The sequence below is a fragment of the Halomonas halophila genome (assembly GCF_030406665.1).
Lineage (GTDB): Bacteria > Pseudomonadota > Gammaproteobacteria > Pseudomonadales > Halomonadaceae > Halomonas > Halomonas halophila.
In genome coordinates, this window is sequence record NZ_CP129121.1 from 515,434 (window position 1) to 533,996 (window position 18,563).

17 protein-coding genes are annotated in these 18,563 nt (G+C 68.7%); 10 read left to right on the plus strand and 7 right to left on the minus strand.

All coding sequences use genetic code 11. From position 1 onward, the window contains the following. Positions 1 to 47: 47 nt before the first annotated feature. The 6 genes from QWG60_RS02365 to astB are packed head-to-tail and all read left to right on the plus strand — an operon-like array spanning position 48 to position 5,277. On the plus strand, positions 48 to 1,118 hold the full coding sequence (locus tag QWG60_RS02365; RefSeq protein ID WP_046079507.1) for an arginine N-succinyltransferase: 1,071 nt from the start codon (positions 48 to 50) through the stop codon (positions 1,116 to 1,118). Beyond that, positions 1,118 to 2,164 (plus strand): arginine N-succinyltransferase, encoded by a 1,047-nt coding sequence (gene astA, locus QWG60_RS02370; protein WP_035593841.1) that lies wholly within the window; start codon positions 1,118 to 1,120, stop codon positions 2,162 to 2,164. The genes QWG60_RS02365 and astA overlap by 1 nt, the downstream gene beginning before the upstream one ends. After that, entirely contained in the window at positions 2,164 to 3,633 is a 1,470-nt protein-coding gene (astD, locus tag QWG60_RS02375; RefSeq protein WP_290130916.1) for a succinylglutamate-semialdehyde dehydrogenase, read from the plus strand. Before astA ends, astD begins: the two co-directional genes overlap by 1 nt. 8 nt (positions 3,634 to 3,641) lie before the next feature. Beyond that, entirely contained in the window at positions 3,642 to 3,779 is a 138-nt protein-coding gene (locus QWG60_RS02380; RefSeq protein ID WP_161796811.1) for a hypothetical protein, read from the plus strand. An 8-nt stretch (positions 3,780 to 3,787) separates the two neighbouring features. Continuing rightward, positions 3,788 to 3,925, plus strand: coding sequence for a hypothetical protein (locus tag QWG60_RS02385; RefSeq protein ID WP_161796811.1), 138 nt, complete (start codon positions 3,788 to 3,790; stop codon positions 3,923 to 3,925). Positions 3,926 to 3,939: 14 nt separating this feature from the next. Beyond that, the gene (gene astB, locus QWG60_RS02390; RefSeq protein WP_146907760.1) at positions 3,940 to 5,277 is read left to right on the plus strand and encodes an N-succinylarginine dihydrolase; all 1,338 of its coding nucleotides are present in this window, start codon (positions 3,940 to 3,942) and stop codon (positions 5,275 to 5,277) included. An 87-nt stretch (positions 5,278 to 5,364) separates the two neighbouring features. Here astB and acuI read toward each other — a convergent pair whose 3' ends face one another. Continuing rightward, positions 5,365 to 6,351, minus strand: coding sequence for an acrylyl-CoA reductase (NADPH) (gene acuI / locus QWG60_RS02395; RefSeq protein WP_146907758.1), 987 nt, complete (start codon positions 6,349 to 6,351; stop codon positions 5,365 to 5,367). Between the two features lie 112 nt (positions 6,352 to 6,463). Continuing rightward, complete coding sequence (gene acuR / locus QWG60_RS02400) at positions 6,464 to 7,093, minus strand: acrylate utilization transcriptional regulator AcuR (protein WP_146907756.1); 630 nt, start codon at positions 7,091 to 7,093, stop codon at positions 6,464 to 6,466. A 127-nt stretch (positions 7,094 to 7,220) separates the two neighbouring features. On the opposite strand from acuR, the gene QWG60_RS02405 reads away from it, so the two are divergent. The 4 genes from QWG60_RS02405 (at position 7,221) to QWG60_RS02420 (ending at position 11,246) form a co-directional block, all read left to right on the plus strand. Next, positions 7,221 to 8,141 carry a DUF808 domain-containing protein gene (locus QWG60_RS02405; RefSeq protein WP_046079502.1) on the plus strand — a complete coding sequence of 307 codons (921 nt, stop codon included), beginning with the start codon at positions 7,221 to 7,223 and terminating at the stop codon, positions 8,139 to 8,141. A gap of 1 nt (position 8,142) precedes the next feature. Beyond that, a complete protein-coding gene (gene zapE, locus QWG60_RS02410) occupies positions 8,143 to 9,279 on the plus strand; it encodes a cell division protein ZapE (RefSeq protein WP_146907754.1) in 1,137 nt (378 codons plus the stop codon). Positions 9,280 to 9,375: 96 nt separating this feature from the next. After that, on the plus strand, positions 9,376 to 10,119 hold the full coding sequence (locus QWG60_RS02415; protein WP_081945779.1) for a trimeric intracellular cation channel family protein: 744 nt from the start codon (positions 9,376 to 9,378) through the stop codon (positions 10,117 to 10,119). Continuing rightward, positions 10,116 to 11,246, plus strand: coding sequence for a DUF3541 domain-containing protein (locus QWG60_RS02420; RefSeq protein WP_146907752.1), 1,131 nt, complete (start codon positions 10,116 to 10,118; stop codon positions 11,244 to 11,246). Before QWG60_RS02415 ends, QWG60_RS02420 begins: the two co-directional genes overlap by 4 nt. Here the strand turns inward: QWG60_RS02420 and QWG60_RS02425 are convergent. The 5 genes from QWG60_RS02425 to nhaD all read right to left on the minus strand — a co-directional run bounded on the left by QWG60_RS02425 (position 11,168) and on the right by nhaD (position 18,344). Beyond that, positions 11,168 to 11,986, minus strand: coding sequence for a PEP-CTERM/exosortase system-associated acyltransferase (locus QWG60_RS02425; protein ID WP_107181334.1), 819 nt, complete (start codon positions 11,984 to 11,986; stop codon positions 11,168 to 11,170). The genes QWG60_RS02420 and QWG60_RS02425 overlap by 79 nt on opposite strands. A 41-nt stretch (positions 11,987 to 12,027) precedes the next feature. Further along, positions 12,028 to 14,853: a bifunctional diguanylate cyclase/phosphodiesterase gene (locus tag QWG60_RS02430; protein ID WP_146907750.1), complete on the minus strand. Its 2,826-nt coding sequence runs from the start codon at positions 14,851 to 14,853 to the stop codon at positions 12,028 to 12,030. Between the two features lie 44 nt (positions 14,854 to 14,897). Further along, the gene (locus tag QWG60_RS02435; protein WP_146907748.1) at positions 14,898 to 16,058 is read right to left on the minus strand and encodes a TonB-dependent receptor; all 1,161 of its coding nucleotides are present in this window, start codon (positions 16,056 to 16,058) and stop codon (positions 14,898 to 14,900) included. Between the two features lie 28 nt (positions 16,059 to 16,086). Beyond that, entirely contained in the window at positions 16,087 to 16,518 is a 432-nt protein-coding gene (locus QWG60_RS02440; RefSeq protein WP_046079496.1) for a hypothetical protein, read from the minus strand. Between the two features lie 350 nt (positions 16,519 to 16,868). Next, positions 16,869 to 18,344, minus strand: coding sequence for a sodium:proton antiporter NhaD (gene nhaD, locus QWG60_RS02445; protein WP_046080425.1), 1,476 nt, complete (start codon positions 18,342 to 18,344; stop codon positions 16,869 to 16,871). Between the last annotated feature and the right edge of the window lie 219 nt (positions 18,345 to 18,563).

The following is an 18,563-nucleotide window of genomic DNA, read 5'->3' on the forward strand; positions in this document are numbered from 1 at the left end:
GCGGCCACGCCATGGACGCATCGGAATCATCCGCGGGAGGCCAAGCCATGCTGGTCGTACGTCCCACCCGGCCGGCGGACCTGCCGGCCCTGGAGCGGCTGGCGGGCAACGCCTCGCCGCGCCTGACCAACCTGCCGGCCCATCGAGACCGCCTCGAGGAGCGCATCATGCGCTCCCAGCGGGCCTTCGAGGCCGAGGTGGAGTTTCCCGGCGACGAGCACTACACCTTCGTGCTCGAGGACCTGGAGCGCGGCGAGGTGGTGGGCACCGCCACCGTGCGTGCCCAGGCCGGCGCCCGGGAGGCCTACTACACCTATCGCCAGGAAACCCTGATTCACGCCTCGCAGCAGCTCGACGTGCGCCGCGAGGTGCAGACCCTGTCGCTGTCCCACGAGGTCTCCGAGGCGAGCCTGCTGTGTGCCTACTCGCTGGACCCGCGCTACCGCGGCACCAGTGCCGAGAGCCTGCTGCGCCGGGCGCGGCTGATGTTCATCGCCCAGTACCCGGAGCGCTTCGCCGAGATCCTGGCGATGGCCTTTCCCGGCTTCCTGGACGACGACCAGCAGTCGCCGTTCTGGAACAGCGTGGGGCGTCACTTCTTCCAGCGCGACTACCAGGAGATCAACTACGTGGCCGGGGTCCGCTCGAAGAGCTTCATCGCCGAGGTGATGCCCCAGTTCCCGCTCTACCTGGCGCTGCTCACGCCCCAGGCGCGGGCCGCTATCGGCCGTGAGCACCCGGACCACGAGGCGGCACTCGACGAGATGCTGGCCGAGGGCTTCCTGCGTTCGCGCCACGTCGACATCTTCGATGCCGGCCCGGTGATCAAGGCCGAGCGCGAGCGGCTCGAGAGCTTCCGCCGCGCCGCCTGGCACCCGGTCCGTATCCGCCCGGCCCACTCGCTGCCGGACGCCGAGCCGGCGATGGTCGCCAACCAGCGTCTCGACGACTTCCGCTGCGTGGTGGCGCGCTATGCGCTGTCGCCCACCGGCCAGCTGATGCTGTCGCCGGAGCACGCCGAACGGCTCGGCGTGGAGGAGGGCCGCGCCGTGCTGGCCGCGCCGCTCGGCCTGCCGGGCGACGCCGACGACCCGGGCTACGACGAGGGAGAGCTGTGATGCGCATTCGACCGATCGCCCCGTCCGACCTGGACGAGCTGCAGGCGGTGGCCCGGGAGACCGGGGTGGGCTTCACCTCGCTGCCCGACAACCGCGACTTCCTGGCCGCCAAGATCGACACCGCGGTCAGCGCCTTTGCCCAGCAGACGCCGGTGGACCAGCGCCTCTACTTCTTCGTGCTCGAGGACGAGGCCAGTGGCAAGCTGGCCGGCTGCTGCGCCATCGAGGGCCAGGTGGGCCGCGAGGTGCCTTTCTATCACTACCGGCTGGGCACCCTGGCGCACTCCTCGGTGCAGCTCGACCTGCACCGCACCATCGACACCCTGTTCCTGAGCTCGGACCACACCGGCGACGCCGAAGTGGCCTCGCTGTTCCTGCGCCCCGAGTATCGCGGCGGCGACCGCCGGCACGAGCGCAACGGCGCGCTGCTGTCGATGGTGCGCTGGCTGTTCATGGCCCAGTTCCGCGACAGCTTCCCCGACAAGGTGCTGGCCGAGATGCGCGGCAGGTTCGACGCCGAGGGCAGGAGCCCGTTCTGGGAGTGCCTGGGCAGCAACTTCTTCCCCATGGACTTCAACGAGGCCGACCGGCTCACGGGGCTGGGGCAGAAGAGCTTTATCGGCGAGCTGATGCCCAAGTTCCCGATCTACACCCCCTTCCTCTCCGAGGAGGCCCGGGCCTGCATCGGCGAGGTCCACGAGCACACCCGCCCGGCGCTGGCGATGCTCAAGAAGGAGGGCCTGCGCTGGGAAGGGTTTATCGACATCTTCGATGGTGGCCCCACCGTGGAGGCCTACATCGACGACGTGCGCGGCGTGCGCCTGTCGCGGACCTGCCGCGTGGAGATCAAGGCCGACGAACTCGAGCAGGCCGAACGGCCGCGCTGGCTGGCCGCGACCACCTCCATGGCCGGCTTCCGCGCGGCCTGGCTGGGCCGCGGACCCGACGACGACGGCGTGGTGACGCTGAGCGAGGCCGAGGCGGCACGCCTCGAGGTCGCCGCCGGCGACACCCTGCGTATTCTGGATAGCGACGAGGAGGCGTGATGAAGGCGATGCAACGGCTGCTGATCGGCGGCGAGTGGCAGGACGGCGAGGCCGAGGGCTTCGCCAAGCAGGACCCGGTCTCGGGCGAGACGCTGTGGCAGGGCCACGCCGCCTCCGAGGCTCAGGTGGGCGCCGCCGTCGAGGCCGCCCGCGCCGCCTTCCCGGCCTGGGCGCGGCAGACGTTCGAGGCGCGCCAGGCGCTGGTCGAGCGCTTCCGCGAGGTGCTCGAGAGCCACCGCGAGGACCTGGCCACGGCGATCGCCGGCGAGACCGGCAAGCCGCTGTGGGAGGCCCGCACCGAGGTCGGCGCGATGATCGGCAAGGTGGCGATCTCGATCCGCGCCTACCAGGAGCGCACCGGCGAGCGCGAGCGCGACCTGGGCGAGGCCCGGGCGGTGCTGCGCCATCGGCCCCACGGCGTGATGGCGGTGTTCGGCCCCTACAACTTCCCCGGCCACCTGCCCAACGGCCACATGGTGCCGGCGCTGCTGGCCGGCAATACCGTGGTCTTCAAGCCCAGCGAGCAGACCCCGCTGACCGCCGACCTGACGCTGCAGTGCTGGCGCGAGGCCGGCCTGCCCGAGGGCGTGATCAACCTGGTGCAGGGCGCGGCCCCGGTGGGCCAGGCGCTGTCCTCCCACACCGGCATCGACGGCCTGCTGTTCACCGGCAGCGCCAAGGTCGGCGGCCTGCTGCACCAGCAGTTCGCCGGCCAGATGGACAAGATCCTGGCCCTCGAGCTCGGCGGCAACAACCCACTGGTGATCAAGGACGTGCCCGACCAGGACGCCGCCGTGCTGACCATCCTGCAGTCGGCCTTCCTGTCCGGCGGCCAGCGCTGCACCTGCGCGCGCCGGCTGATCGTGCCGGAAGGGCAGGTGGGCGATCACCTGCTGGACGCCCTGAGTGACGCCATCTCGCGGCTCCACGTGGCCGGCCAGTTCAGCGAGCCGGCGCCGTTCTATGGCGGCCTGGTCAGCGTGGCCGCCGCCGACGGCCTGCTGGCGGCCCAGGACGACCTCGAGGCCCGCGGCGGCAGCGTGCTCGCGCGCATGCAGCGCCTGGAGGAGAACACCAGCCTGCTCACGCCGGCGCTGATCGACGTCACCGGCCTGGAGGTGCCCGACGAGGAGCACTTCGGACCGCTGCTCAAGGTCCATCGCTACCGCGACTGGGACGAGGCGATGGCATTGGCCAACGACACCCGCTACGGCCTCTCCGCCGGGCTGATCGGCGGCGAGCGCGAGGACTGGGACGACTTCCTGCTGCGCATCCGCGCCGGCATCGTCAACTGGAACCGCCAGACCACCGGCGCCTCCGGCGACGCGCCCTTCGGCGGCGTGGGCGACAGCGGCAATCATCGCCCCAGTGCCTACTACGCGGCCGACTACTGCGCCTACCCCGTGGCTTCCATGGAAAGCGAGGCGCTGAGTCTGCCCGACAAGCTGCCGCCGGGGGTGACGCTGTGAGCCAGGACATGATGCCCAACCCGACCAAGGCACTCCGAGTGCCTGCTTATATAAGCCCAGCGGACTACTGCGCCTACCCCGTGGCTTCCATGGAAAGCGAGGCGCTGAGTCTGCCCGACAAGCTGCCGCCGGGGGTGACGCTGTGAGCCAGGACATGATGCCCAACCCGACCAAGGCACTCCGAGTGCCTGCTTATATAAGCCCAGCGGACTACTGCGCCTACCCCGTGGCCTCCATGGAGAGCGAGGCGCTGAGCCTGCCCGACAAACTGCCGCCGGGGGTGACGCTGTGAGCCGGGAACCCGACATGAGCGTGCGCGAGGTCAACTTCGACGGCCTGGTGGGCCCGACCCACAACTACTCGGGCCTGGCCCACGGCAACGTGGCCTCGATGAGCCACGAGGGGCTGGTGGCCAATCCCCGCGAGGCCGCGCTGCAGGGCCTCGAGAAGATGAAGTCGCTGATGGACGCCGGCTACGCCCAGGGCGTGCTGCCGCCCCAGCAGCGCCCGGACCTGGGGGCGCTGCGGGATCTCGGCTTCGCCGGCAGCGATGCCCAGGTGCTGGCCCGGGCCGCCGACGAGGCGCCCCAGGTGCTGCGCGCGGTGTGCTCGGCCTCCAGCATGTGGACCGCCAATGCCGCCACGGTGACGCCGAGCGTCGATGCGCCGGACGGCCGGGCGCATTTCACGCCGGCCAACCTGCAATCGAGCTTCCACCGCTACCTGGAGCCGGCCACCACCGGCCGGGTGCTGGCGTCGATCTTCGCCGACGAGGCTCGCTTCGCCCACCATCCGGTGCTGCCGGCCACCCCGGCCTTCTCCGACGAGGGCGCGGCCAACCATACCCGGCTGGCCGGCGACCACGGTGAGCCGGGCGTGCATCTGTACGTCTACGGCCGCCAGGCGTTCGGTGGCGACGGCATCGCGCCGCGGCGCTATCCGGCCCGCCAGACCCTCGAGGCCAGCCAGGCGGTGGCCCGTCAGCACGGCCTAAGTGATGCGCAGACGGTGTTCGCCCAGCAGCATCCCGAGGCCATCGACGCCGGCGTCTTCCACAACGACGTCATCGCCGTGGGCAACGGTCCGGTGCTGCTCTATCACGAGTATGCCTTCCGCGACGAGCAGGGCACCCTGGACACGCTGCGTGAGCGCATGGCCTCGCCGCTGATCCCGGTGCGGGTGCCGGTGGAGGCGGTGAGCCTGGACGACGCCGTGGCCTCGTACCTGTTCAACTCCCAGCTGCTCAGCAACCCGGACGGCACCATGACCCTGGTGGTGCCCGGCGAGTGCCAGGAGCGCGAGGCGGTGTGGCGCTGCCTGCAGGATCACCTGCTGGCGGGCCACAACCCGATCTCCGAGGTGGTGGTGAAGGACGTCAAGCAGTCGATGCGCAACGGCGGCGGCCCCGCCTGCCTGCGGCTGCGGGTGGCGCTCTCCGAGGCCGAGCGCGCCGCGCTCTCCGGCCGGGTGCTGCTCGACGACGCCCTGCACGGCGAGCTCGTCGCCTGGGTCGAGCGTCACTACCGCGATCGCCTGGCCCCGGCCGATCTGGCCGACCCGGCGCTCGCCAGCGAGACCCTCGCCGCCCTGGATGAGCTCACCGGCATCCTCAGACTCGGCAGCGTCTATCCCTTCCAGCGCTGATTCCCTCGACGCTGACGCGTTCCCGTCAACGAGTCGCCCCCGGCTCCGCCGTTCGGCGGAGCCGGGGGCGTCGTGCGCGTTCCCGCGTTAGCGGTTGACGTCGACCACCAGCCGGCCGTGCACCTTGCCGGCCAGCAGCTCGCTCGCCGCGTCGATCGCTTCCAAGAGAGCGATCTCCCGCGTCATCCCCTTGAGCATGTTGCGGTCGATCTCCTCGGCCAGTCGACGCCAGGCCTCGTCGCGCTCCGCCTGGGGGCGGGTGACGCTGTTGATGCCGAGCAGGGTCACGCCGCGCAGGATGAAGGGCGCCACGGTGGCCGGGAAGTCCATGCCCTGGGCCAAGCCGCAGGCCGCCACCCAGCCGTCTTCTTGGGTCTGGGCGCAGGCATTGGCCAGAGTGTGGCTGCCCACGGAGTCGATGACCGCGGCCCAGCGCGCCTTGCCGAGCGGCTTGCCGGGGCCCGACAGCTCGTCGCGGTGCAGGATCTCCGCGGCGCCGAGGGCCTTCAGATAGTCTGCCTCCTCGGTGCGGCCGGTGGCGGCGATCACGCGATAGCCGCGCTTGGCCAGTAGCATCACGGCGACGCTGCCCACGCCGCCGCTGGCACCGGTGACGAGCACGTCGCCGTGGGCCGGCGTGAGGCCCTGACGCTCGAGGGCGATCAGGCTCAGCATGGCCGTGTAGCCTGCGGTGCCGATCGACATCGCCTGGCGGGGGCTCAGGTCGTCGGGCAGGCGCGTCAGCCACTCGGACCGCACCCGGGCCTGCTGTGCCAGGCCGCCCCAATGGCCCTCGCCGATCCCCCAGCCGTTGACCAGCACCCGGTCGCCCGGTTGCCAGTCGCCATGGTCGCTTTCTTCCACCACGCCGGCCAGGTCGATGCCCGGTACCAGCGGAAAGCGTCGGATCACCGGCCCCTGGCCGGTGATGCCGAGGGCATCCTTGTAGTTGAGCGTGCTCCACTCGACCCGCACCCGGACATCGCCCTCGGGGAGGTCGCTTGGCTCGAGCCGGGTGAGGGCCGCGGTGCTCCGCTGATCTTCGGTCTGGTTCACCAGGATGGCTTGGAACATGGGATTCTCCTTTTTAGACCGGTTGTCTATTAATGGGCCTGATAAAGCCAGATGCGAACCAAGCGTCGCCTGTGCGACGGCTCAGGCCCGCCGTGCCGGCGGGGATGGAACCTTATCTCGGCAGTCGGGCCAGGTACTCCTCGCCGAAGAGCGTCAGCGGGGTGTCGTCCTGGACGATGCGCGCGCGCTGGACGGCGCCTTCCCAGCCGATCCAGAACAGCCCAGCCAGGCGCTCGCAGTCGGCTTCCGGCGCGAGGTCGCCGCGCTCGACGGCGAGCCTCAGGCAGCGTGCCAGGCGTCGCTCCCAGTCTTCCAGGATCGCCGTCAGGCGCTGGCGGTAACGGGCGGGAAGAATGGTGACTTCCTGGCACAGGTTGCCCACCAGGCAGCCGCGCCGAAAGCCGTGACGCGCCATGCCTTGCCTGGCGTCGTCCATGAAGTGGCCGATCCGATCGAGCGGCGGCACCTCGGGATCGAGCAGCCAGCGGTCGAGCTTGGCGGCGAAGTAGGCGGCGTAGCGATCCATCACCGCCTCGCCGAAGGCGTCCTTGCTGTCGAAGTAGTGATAGAAGGAGCCCTTGGGCACGCCGACTCGTTCCAGCACGCCCTGGATGCCGGTGGAGACGAAGCCCTGTTCGGTCAGGATCTCCACGCCGCAACGGATCAGGGCGTCTCGGGTGTCGGGGTTGTCGCGCGGGGTCCTGGGCGGACGGCCGCGGCGTTTGGTCGTCGTGGTGTTCATGCACACAATTTAGACCGGTTGTCTATAAAAAGGCAAGTCGAAAAAATCCGCCAGGTCGCCGGTCGTCCCGCGTTCACACGGCGTATGCTAATGCAACGTCTCCATTCCCTGTGCCAGGAGGGCCGTCGTGGCCGCAAGCAGCCTGCTGACCCTGATCGATGATATCGCCACTCTGCTCGATGACGTTTCGCTGATGACCAAGGTGGCGGCCAAGAAGACCGCCGGGATGCTCAGCGACGACCTGGCCCTGAACGCCCAGCAGGTCACCGGCGTGCGCGCCGACCGGGAGCTGCCGGTGGTGTGGGCGGTGGCCAAGGGCTCGCTGCGCAACAAGGCGATCCTGATTCCCGCGGCGCTGGCGATCAGCGCCTTCGTGCCGGTGCTGGTCACGGTGCTGCTGATGCTGGGCGGCACCTACCTGTGCTTCGAGGGCGCCGAGAAGCTGGCGCACAAGTTCCTGCACGGGAAGGACGACGAGACCGAGCACGCCGAGCGCGTGAAGGCCCTGGCCGACGAGGGCGTCGACATGCGCGAGTTCGAGCGCAAGCGCATCAAGGGCGCGATCCGCACCGACTTCATCCTCTCCGCCGAGATCATCGTCATCACCCTGGGCACGGTAACCGGCGTCGCCCTCGGCCAGCAGGTGCTGGTGCTGATCGGCATCGGGCTTTTGATGACCGTGGGCGTCTACGGCCTGGTGGCCGGCATCGTCAAGCTGGACGACCTGGGGCTCTACCTCAGCCGTCGCGAGGGTGCCCTGGCGGGGTTGGGGCGTGGCCTGGTCGCCGCCGCACCGAAGCTGATGAAGCTGCTATCGGTGGTCGGCACCGCGGCCATGTTCCTGGTCGGTGGCGGGATCCTCGCCCACGGCGTGCCCGTGCTGCATCACCTGGCCCGGGACGTGGCCGAGGTCGAACTGGCCGTGCCGGGGCTCGAGGCCGTGATCCACGGCCTGGGACCGATGCTGCTCAATCTCGGTATCGGGCTCGCCGTCGGCGCCGCGGTATTGGGCGCGGTGACGCTGTTCCAGAAGCTGCGGAGAGGCTGAGATGGCCGCGACGAACCGGTCCGGCCCGAGTGGCCCAGAGGCGGCCTATCGCGAGGCCCAGGAACGGCATGGCTTCGTCGATGATGTCGCCCAGCGGCGGGCCGTCGAGGCGCTGGAGAAGACTCACCGGGCCCTGGCGCGCGGCGATAAGGCGGTGGAGGGCGTCTATCTATGGGGCGCCGTGGGGCGCGGCAAGACCTGGCTGATGGACCGCTTCCATGCCGGGCTCGGGGTGGCGTCCCGGCGATGGCATTTTCACCACTTCATGCGCTGGGTGCATCGACGCCAGTTCCAGCTCTCCGGTACGCCCGATCCGCTGCGCCGCCTGGCCGCGGAGCTGGCCGACGAGGTGCGGGTGCTGTGCCTCGACGAGTTGTTCGTCAACGACATCGCCGATGCCATGCTGCTGGGGCGCCTGTTCGACGCCCTGTTCGAACGGGGGCTGGTGCTGGTGGTGACCTCCAACCAGGCGCCGGAGTCGCTCTATGCCGACGGCTTCAATCGCGAGCGCTTCCTGCCGGCGATCGCGGCGATCACCCGGCACCTGGAGGTGGTGCACCTGGACGGTGACCAGGATCATCGTCTCCATCCCGGGGCGGAGCAGCGCCGCTACTGGGTGCGCGAGCGAGAGCGGCCAGCACCCCTGGCGACGGTATTTGACACCCTGAATGCGGGGCAGAGCCATGACGCCAGCCCCGTCGAGCTGGGCCACCGGGCTATCCCGGTGGAGGCGAAAAGCGAGACGGTACTGTGGTGCCGCTTCGAGGCCCTGTGCGAGTCGCCGCTGTCGGCGCTGGATTTCATCGATCTGTGTGATCGCTTCCATCATGTGCTGATCGGCGAGGTGCCGCGCCTCGATGGGGGGCCGGCGATGAGCGGCATCGCCCGGGGCACCGAGGATGCCAGCCAGCGTGTGGAGGCCGGCGATCGCGAGCTGCCGGCGTTGACCCATCAGGACGATGGCGTGCGGCGTTTCATCGCTCTGGTCGACGAGTGCTATGACCGTGGCGTGCCGCTCTATATCGAGGCAGAGGTCCCCCTGGAGGCGCTCTATCGGCAGGGGCACCTGGCCTTTCCCTTTCGCCGGACTCTGAGCCGGCTGAGCGAGATGCAGCTGGCGCGCTTCGGCCATGGTTGACGCTCCTGGCCAGGAGGGGCACCGCCTGGCCCATTGCCCACGGCCACGCCGTGCCGGCTGCTATGCTGGTGACGAGCACGAACAGGGAGGCGTGACGTGACGGGATGGGTCTACTGGCTGGACATGGCGGGGGTGATCGTCTTCGCGCTTTCCGGGGTGATCCTTGCCTGCCGCTCGCGCATGGACCCCTTCGGCATGCTGGTGCTGGCCGCGATGACGGGTATCGGCGGTGGAACCCTGCGTGATCTGGTGCTCGGCGTGCGGCCGGTGTTCTGGGTCGGCGACCCCGCCTACCTGTGGGTGATCCTGGCCACGGTGGGACTCTCGATTCTCGGCTTCCACTATATCCATCGCCTGTCGCGGGTCTTCCTGCCGGTGGCCGATGCCTTCGGCCTGGCGCTGTTCACCGTGATCGGCACTCACAAGGCCCTCACCCTGGACGCGCCCGGCGTGGTGGCGGTGCTGATGGGGCTGCTGACCGGCGTGGCCGGCGGGATGATGCGCGACGTGCTAGCGCGCCGCGTGCCCATGGTGCTGCGCCAGGAGATCTACGCCACCGCTGCCATTGCCGGTGGGGTGGTGCTGGTGGGCCTGGACGCGCTGGGAACGCCCTTCGTGTTCAACGTGGCGGCGTCGCTGGCCACCACCCTGGGATTGCGGCTGTCGGCCATCCACTGGCGCCTGGCTCTGCCGGTCTTCGCCTGGGTGACGGTGGCTCCGCCCCCGGCGCCGAGCGAGGCGGATGGCGAGACATCGCCGCCAGCACCGCCGCGCCGGCCCAAGGCGCGGGTCAAGCTGATTCCCCCGAAGCGCTCGCGTCGGCGCAGGAGGTCCTCATGAAGCGGCACGCCCCATGGCGCTGGCTGGTCGGCGGGGCGCTGGCGCTCCTGCTGGCCGGCTGTGCCCTCGAGCCCGCCCCGCGGCCGAGCGACGAGGCGGTGGCCGCCGAGATTCGCGCTACCTACCAACGGGCCCTGCCGGCGCTATCGGTCGGCAGTCAGCGTCACTATGCCCAGCGGATGTATCGCATCACCGGCGAGGCGCGCTGGCTGCCCCTCAATCGCGACTACGGAGAGCGGCTGGTGGCGTCGCTGCGGGAGGAGATCGCCCGGCTGGACGAGCCCGGCTACGCGGCCCGGCGCGGCCGCGAGGGCGTCGAGGGTTACCCCGAGCGCACCGCCAAGCAGCGCCGTCGCAAGCGCATGCTCGCCGACTGGGGCGAGATCCATTACGCCAAGGGGCTGGCCTTCGACCTGACCCAGGCGCTCTACCACGGGCTGCTCAACGACCGAGACCTGCCCGGCCATCGGCGCGCGCTGGACTATCTGGCGGGCGTGGATTTCCGGGCCTTCGTGACTGACCCGGCCGTGCTCGACGTCTACGCCGCCCAGGTCGCCAATCTGGTCCACTACCTGGACGATCTGGGCGTGGCGGACCTGCGCGGCGAGGCGATCGCCGCCTTCCGCGCACGTTTCCCTCCCTCGCGGGACGCGACGCTGAGCCAGGCGCTGTATCGCAACAAGATCTACGGCATGACCCACTTCGTGATCGCCGCCAGCGACTATTACCAGAAGCCGGTATCGGCGGACGATTTCGCCTGGGTGCTCGATGCGTTCTCCGCCGGGCTGGCACGGATACTGACAGACACCAAGGAGGACATCTACACCGAGGTGGGCATCAGCTTCCTGCTGGCCGAGCGCGGGGAGGCGCCGGCCGTGGTGCGCCTGCGCGAGGCGCTGGTGGCGGCATACGATCCGGTGGCCGGGATGGTGCCCTCGGAGTCGGGTGGCACCGACCTCGACCGGGGCGAGCATCGCAACGTGCTGGCGATCATGCTGCTGGACTGGCCCGAGCGGCTGTATCCAGGGCCGTGCCTGTCGGCATCGGTTCAGGAAGGCGCGTCGACCGTCTGCCGGGGCCGGGCGCCCTCCAGCTGCGAGGCCAGCGTGCGCTTGATGTCGCGATAGAGCGGCAGCAGGTCGCGATTCATCTCGTACTCGACCTGCCGCTGGTCGATGTAGAAGGCGCCGCGCTTTCCGTGGAAATCGATGATGCGACCGACTGGAGTGAACAGGAAACCCGACATGGAGAGCAGTCGCGGCAGTCGTGGCTCCATCATGGCAAAGGCATGAGGGCGACCTGAGAGTCCTAGCAGAACATAGGTGGCCAGGAAGAGTCCGATCACGATCAGTGGGAAGGTCTCGCGCTGTTCGGGCGTGAAGGCATGTCGCGCATGCAGCAGGCCCTCTATTTCCTCCGTGGTCGAGCGTCGACGGAACAGTGGCGAGATCGCCAGTCGCGAGACCTCGCACACCGTCTCCTGGGCGAAGCGTTGCGGATGCAGCCTGGGATGCTCGAGGCTTTCGCCGGCGTAGTCCTCCAGGGGCAGACGCTGGACCCCGTCATTCCGACTGTCCTCCGGCAGCACCAGACGCATGCAGCCGGCCGAGAGGCCGGTGTCCCGATGCTCGATCAGGCATAGGATGGCGTGCTCGTCGTGGGCATCGAACTCCAGATGATGCAGCGGGTCCGCCGGCGCCTCGTAGCCCAGCTCCTCGCAGTAGACATCGTGCCGCAGCCGGAAGATGCGACGCCGCGTCTCCTCGTCATCGGCCAGTCGGAAGGTGAAGGCCTCGCGGAAGCGGTCGAAGAGGTGAGCGGGGACCCGTGAGCGGCGTGGTGTCTCCTTCGCGGTAGTCGAGGACATGGCTGTGCATCCCTGTGTCGTCATGTGGGGGTGGGCCTGGATCAGGCATCGTCGTCGAGAAGGGGGGCCAGCGGTCGTGGCCGTCCAAGGTGGAAGCCCTGGCCGTAGGTGATGCCGTAGGCCTTGAGCAGCGGCAGCACCTGTTCGTTGTCGACGAACTCGGCGATGGCCTGCTTGCCGAAGCCGGCGGCCAGGTCGGCGATGGCCCGGACGATCACACGACTGTCGGAACTGTCGGTCAGGTGGCGGATGAAGGAGCCGTCGATCTTGATGTAGTCCACCGGCAGCTGCCCCAGGTAGTGGAAGCTGCTGAATCCCACCCCGAAATCGTCGAGAGCGGTGCGGCAGCCCAGGTCGCGCATCGCCTGCAGCACGCCCCGAGCCGTGGAGAAGTCAGTGACCGCCGCGGTTTCCGTCACTTCGAGGATCAGCTGGTGCGGATCGGCGCCGCTGTCGGCCAGCTCCTCGGCGAGAAACTGCTCGAGCCCCCTGTCGTGCAGCGACTGACCGGAGAGATTCACCGCCAGGCTGATGCCTCGCGCCTGGAGCCGCCTCAATGCCTGGAGGCTGTGGCGTAGTACCCAGCGGTCCAGCTGCACGATCATGCCGTTGCGTTCGGCAACCGGGATGAAGTGGCCTGGCGAGACCAGGCTGCCGTCCTCCTCGCGCATCCGGACCAGCACCTCGTAGTGCTTCACGTCGCGATCCTCGAGGCGCATGATGGGCTGCACCATCAGCACGAAATCGTCTTCCTGCAGGGCCTTGCGCAGCCGCTCGACCCAGTAGACCCGCTCCTTCAGCTCGCTCTTGGCATTCTCCAGCGTGGAGAGCAGGTGCCAGCGCTGGTGGTGGTGTTCCTTGGCCTTGTACATGGCCACGTCGGCGCTGGCCAGCAGGTCGGCGGGCGTGTCGCCGTGAGCGGGGTACTGGACGATGCCGATGCTGGCGATGGCGCGGTGGAGTCGTCCACTGGCCCGGAACTGGATGGCCTCGAGCAGCTGGTTGCACTGCTGCGCCGTGCCGATCGCCCGGTCGGCATCGGCGCCTTCGAGCAGCAGGGCGAATTCGTCGCCGCCCAGCCGAGCCAGGCTGCCGCGTCGTCCCACATGGAACTGCAGCACGTCGGCGACTTCCCGCAGCAGCCGGTCGCCGGCGTGATGGCCGCTCAGCTCGTTGACCTCCTTGAACTGGTCCAGGTCGAGCAGCAGCAGGGCCCCTTGGCCGCCGCGAGCCAGCGCCGCCTGCACGAGCTCCTGGAAGTGACGCCTGTTGTGAAGCTCGGTCAGCGGGTCGCGTTCGGCCAGCCAGGTCAGGCGGCCCTCGGCGGCCTTGCGCTCGGTGATGTCGAGCCCCACCGAGAGGCGTGCCATGCCGGCGTCGCCGCCGCCGGTCAGCGGCGCGTGATACCAGACGATGGTGTGGACCCGGCCATCCACGGTGAGCAGGGGGCGCTCTTCTTCCTCGGCGCCGGCGGCATCGGCGATCGGTGAATGACCGGGCAGCGGGAAGATGTCATCGAAGCGGCGACCGATCAGCGTCGTCTCGTCGACCTCGAGGATCGACAGCGCATAGGCGTTGACCAGGCTGATACGCCCCGCGCTGTCCTGGGCGATGATGAACACCCGGGCGGTGTCGAGCAGGCCGCTGACGAAGTCGCGCTCCCGAGCCAGTTCGTCGACGCGCTCGGCGAGCTGCTCGCCCCGGGCCTGCACCTCGCCTTCGAGCCGTTCGAGCTGCCGGGAGAGCTCGACCGTGGTGCCCTCGAGCACGTCGATCTCGTCGGGCCAGCGTTTCGAGGTGGCGGGGATGGCCTGGCGGGCCTCGTCGAAGCCACCACGGGCCAGGGCCGGCAGTACACCGGCGACGCGCCGCAGACGCGCCATGGGGCCGAGCAGGATGGCCAGCAGCAGCAGCTCGGCGGCGAGCCAGCCGGCCACGCCAGCGCCCAGCAGGACCCGGGTGTCGTGGTTGATGGCGAGCACCTGGTCGGTGATATCCGAGATCAGCAGGAGGTAGCCGGCACCGTCAGTGGATCGAATCCGGGTCACGGGAATGGCCGACAGTTCCTTCAGGCGCTGCGCGTGGGGCAGCTGTAACGGGCCGTCGGCAAGCGTGTCCAGCGAGACCCGCTCGGCGGCCCGTCGCAGCAGTGACAGGCCCGGCTGCTCCTCGGTCAGGGCCAGCAGCTGGCCTTGCCACGCGGACAGCCGACGAGCCGGCACGGCGTCGTTGCTTGAGCGGGAAGAGGCGGCCAGCAGCGCGACCTCGCTGTCCGAGACCGACTTGACCTGGAGAATCACGTCGGCGAGCGTGCGCGACAGGATGACCAGGCCCACGCTGCGCCCGTCGATCAGTACCGGCACGGCGGCATACTGGCGGCAGCCGACGTCGCAGCGCAGGGTCGTCAGCGGTGTCTCCGTACGGATCACCTGTGAGATCCAGTCCTGGATCGGTCCGCTGTGCTCCGGCGCGCTGCCCCAGTGCGCCATCGCCTCGCCCCGGGTGTCGAAGATCCGGATCTCGTCGATGCCCGCGTCCAGCTGCAGGCTCGGCCATTGGGCCGCCAGCGAGGCACGCACGGCGGCGTGATCGTCGGCTTCCAGGGCCTCGCCCAATCCCGAGGAGGCCGCGGCCAGGCCGGCCAGCTGGCGCAGCCCTTCTTCCGAGCGCTGCAGGATCAGGCGCACCTCGCGGTGATGGAGCGCATGCTGCTGCAGGCGGCTTTCCTGGAACTGGCGCGTCAGGGTGGTATGGCTCAGCCAGCTGAACAATGAGACCAGCACCAGCAGCAGCAGGCTGCTGAGTGCGATCACACGCCAGGTCAGGCTCAGGGGGCGGCGCTGGCGAAACAGCGGGGGCAGGGTCATGTCGCCGGTTCCTTGGCTGTCATGAAGGAGCGGTCCGCACAGGGCTAGAAGCGAAACGCGATCTGGAACAGCAGCATGTCCCAGTAGCGGTCCGTGTCCGACGGGTCGGGGTTGTCCTGGGCAGGCAGCCAGCCGGTGCCATCGATGTAGTGATATTCGCCGGCCAGCATGATCCGCGGCGTGGGCGTCCATTGCAGGCCGAAGGTCCAGTCCCGGGCGAACTGCGAGTGGTCCGGGCCGGCGCCGCTGGCGGCGTAATCGTCGCCGGAGGGATCATCCCGGTTGGCCACGAGACGGTCGTAGCGTACCAGCCACTGCCAGTCGTCGAGGAAGCGCCGCTGGTATTGCAGGTACCAGCTCTCGCCGGTGGTATCGAAGTTGAAGCGCGGGTCGTTGAAGCCTTCCAGACCGGAGTTGCGCAGCGCGTACTCGGCGGTGAGGCTCCAGAGCTCGGCGTTGTACTGCAGTGACAGCACCCAGGGCCGGAAGTAGAAGTCGCCATCGCTGAGGCCGCTCTGGTGCGAGTCGAAGCGAGCCCCGACATCGGCATGGCTCAGGGCGGTGATGATGCGACCGCCGTCATGCTCGTAGCGCAGCTGGGCGATAGCGGAGGTGTCCGGGTCAAGATCGCCAGGAATGCGGTCCAGTCGAAGGGTCTCGAGCAGGTCGTCGCCGGCCTGGACGCGGCCGACGCCAGCTTGAAAGCTCAAGGTGCCCTGAGGCAAACGTTCCTCGTAGTAGCTCAGCACGCCGTCCGCGGAAAGTGCCAGCGAGCGGGTGCGATCGAAGTAGATCGACTGCGGCAGCAGGATGCCGGGGCGGGTGAAGGCCACGTCTCTGGTCTGATTGTAGAAACCGAAGGGGTTCTTGAAGCGCCCCAGCTGCACGCCGATATTGCGCTGCTGATTCGACTGAAGCTGATAGTCGATCAGGCCGTAGTCCAGCTTCGGCTCGGCATCGCCGCGCTCGCCGCCGGCTCGACGGCTGAGCACCTGGGCGGCGAGCAGGACATCCTCGTGGGGGCGCAGCGACACGTTGGCGCCGATCTCGGTGAATTCCAGGCTGCCGCCATGATCGCTGCTGGGGCCGAAGAAGTCGTTGTCGTCGGTGATGACCAGGGCCTGGCTCAGGAAGCCGTGCAGCTGCAGGGTGTCCAGCACCTTGCCTGGTTCGGCCTGCGCCGGGACGGCAACGGCCAGCAGCATCGCGCCGACAGCCCCGAAAAGGCGTGTCCTATTCCATGGTGATGACTTGGACGCGGTCATCCAGCTTCTCCCTTTCCAGATAGCCCAGGGCGCCTGGGGTGTCGGCAATTCGTTCGAGCATCTCCGCCTGGGTGCTCACTCGCTCGGGGGCCTGCCCCGTGCCGGAAAACACCGCACGATCCCAGGCCAGCTGTAGCTGGTGGGGATAGACCGAAAGCCGCTGCTTGACGAAGCGGGCATGCACGGGGTGGCGGTTGGGCAGCACGAAGATGCGGGCGGCCTGTCCGTTCGGCCAGGTACGCTGTCGCATGGCGAAGAGCGCTCGGGTGATATCGCGGGTCAGCGATTGCGTGGTGACGTCCGGATGGGCGACCAGCAGCACCGTCTGTGCCTCGTCATCGTCTCCCTGGTCCGCCGCGACCCATGGCGCGACGCTCAGCAGCGCGAGGCCAATGGCCATTACCACACGCCGGAGCATTCGGGCCCTCCCGGCCATGACACGAGCTTGGGGGTAACGCCACTGGGCGGGCGGCATGGCAGTTGGAGGCTTCGGGTGGCGCGGATAGGGCTCCATCCGGGAGCCGGCAATGAAGGCGAACAGGATGGGGACGATGGCGCTATCTCCCTGTCGACTCGTCGGGGGTTATCGTTATGCATCTCTCGGAGCGCCTCTGCCGAGGTGGACGGTGCGGGGCCCGCTGAGCGTTTCGGCACAGCTTACCTTTATCAGTGCATGACGAAAAGATAATGCAAATTGGCCCCTTCTGCTTGTGGTCATGAGGCTCGGCGGCACTGCCGCCGAGCCCGCTCTCAGCCGTAGACGCCGAAGCTGCCGGCATTGATCCACAGATGAGTGACGACGCTGGCGGCATATCCCAGGGCGATCACCGGTGACCAGCGCAGGTGGCCCATGAAGGTATAGTTGCCCCGCGCCTGGCCCATCAGCGCGACGCCGGCCGCCGAGCCCACCGACAGCAGGCTGCCGCCGACCCCGGCGGTGAGCGTGATCAGCAGCCAGTGGCCGTGGGACATCTCCGGCTCCATGGTCAGCACCGCGAACATCACCGGGATGTTGTCGACCACCGCCGAGATGACGCCGAGGACGATGTTGGCGCCGGTGGCGTTCCAGCCGGTGTAGAGAGCGTCGGAGAGCAGCGCCAGGTAGCCCATGAAGCCCAGCCCGCCCACGCACATCACCACGCCGTAGAAGAACAGCAGGGTATCCCACTCGGCCCGGGCCACCCGCTTGTAGACATCGAAGGGCACCACGCTGCCCAGCTGCTCGAGCATCTTCCAGTCGCCGCGCTGGGTGTAGAGGGTGCGCTTGCGCTCCAGCGAGCGAGGCAGCGTCTGGCGCAGGTAGTAGCCGAAGAACTGCAGGTAGCCGAGCCCGGTCATCATGCCCAGCACCGGGGGCAGATGCAGCAGCGTATGACAGGCCACGGCGGTGCTCACGGTGAGCAGGAACAGCACGATGATGCGCCGCGCCCCGCGCTTGAGGACGACATCCTCCTCGAGGCTGGCCGGCACGCGGTTCTTGATGAAGAAGCTCATCACCGCGGCGGGAATCAGGAAGTTCACCAGCGACGGCACCAGCAGGGCGAAGAACTCCTGGAAGTGCACGATGCCGGCCTGCCAGACCATCAGGGTGGTGATGTCGCCGAAGGGACTGAAGGCGCCGCCGGCATTGGCCGCCACCACGATGTTGATGCAGGCCAGGTTGATGAAGGGCTTGTCGCCCTCGGCGACCTTGGTGACCACCGCGCACATCAGCAGCGCCGTGGTCAGGTTGTCCGCCACCGGCGAGATCACGAACGACAGCACGCCGGTCATCCAGAACAGGGTCCGGTAGCTGAAGCCCTTGCGCACCATCCAGGCGCGCAGGGCATCGAAGACGCCGCGCTCGTCCATGGCGTTGATGTAGGTCATCGCCACCAGCAGGAACAGCATCAGCTCGGTGAACTCGAGCAGGGTGATGCGGAAGGCATGTTCCGACTCGCTCGACATCCCGGACTGCACATAGACCCAACCGATCAGCCCCCAGATCAGGCCCGCCGCCACCAGCACCGGCTTGGACTTGCGCATGTGGAGCTTTTCCTCGGCCATGACCAGCGCATAGGCCAGCACGAAGATCATCACCGCCAGGCCGCCGACGAACGACTGCGTCAGGTCCAGCGAGCCGGTCGCGGCGGCGGCGGGCGAGGCGAGCAGCGACAGCATGGCAAGGGCCAGCCAGCGGGCGGCGGGCAAGCGAGAGCGAGGCGGTGAACGATGGAGTGTCTGCATGGCGACGATCATCCCGTGGTGAAGTGTGTGGAGCATCCGGAAAAAGGGGGTTCACCCAACAGCCTACTGAGACGTGGCGCCGACGGGATTGCCCCTTTGGTAGGGGATAGCGGAGCGGATCAACGCTAAGGTCGCAGTCGGATGTCGGGATTCGGCGCCCGAAGCGGGAAAAATTGTGGCATCATCTGCTCCCTCCGGTGATGACCGGAATCGCATCGC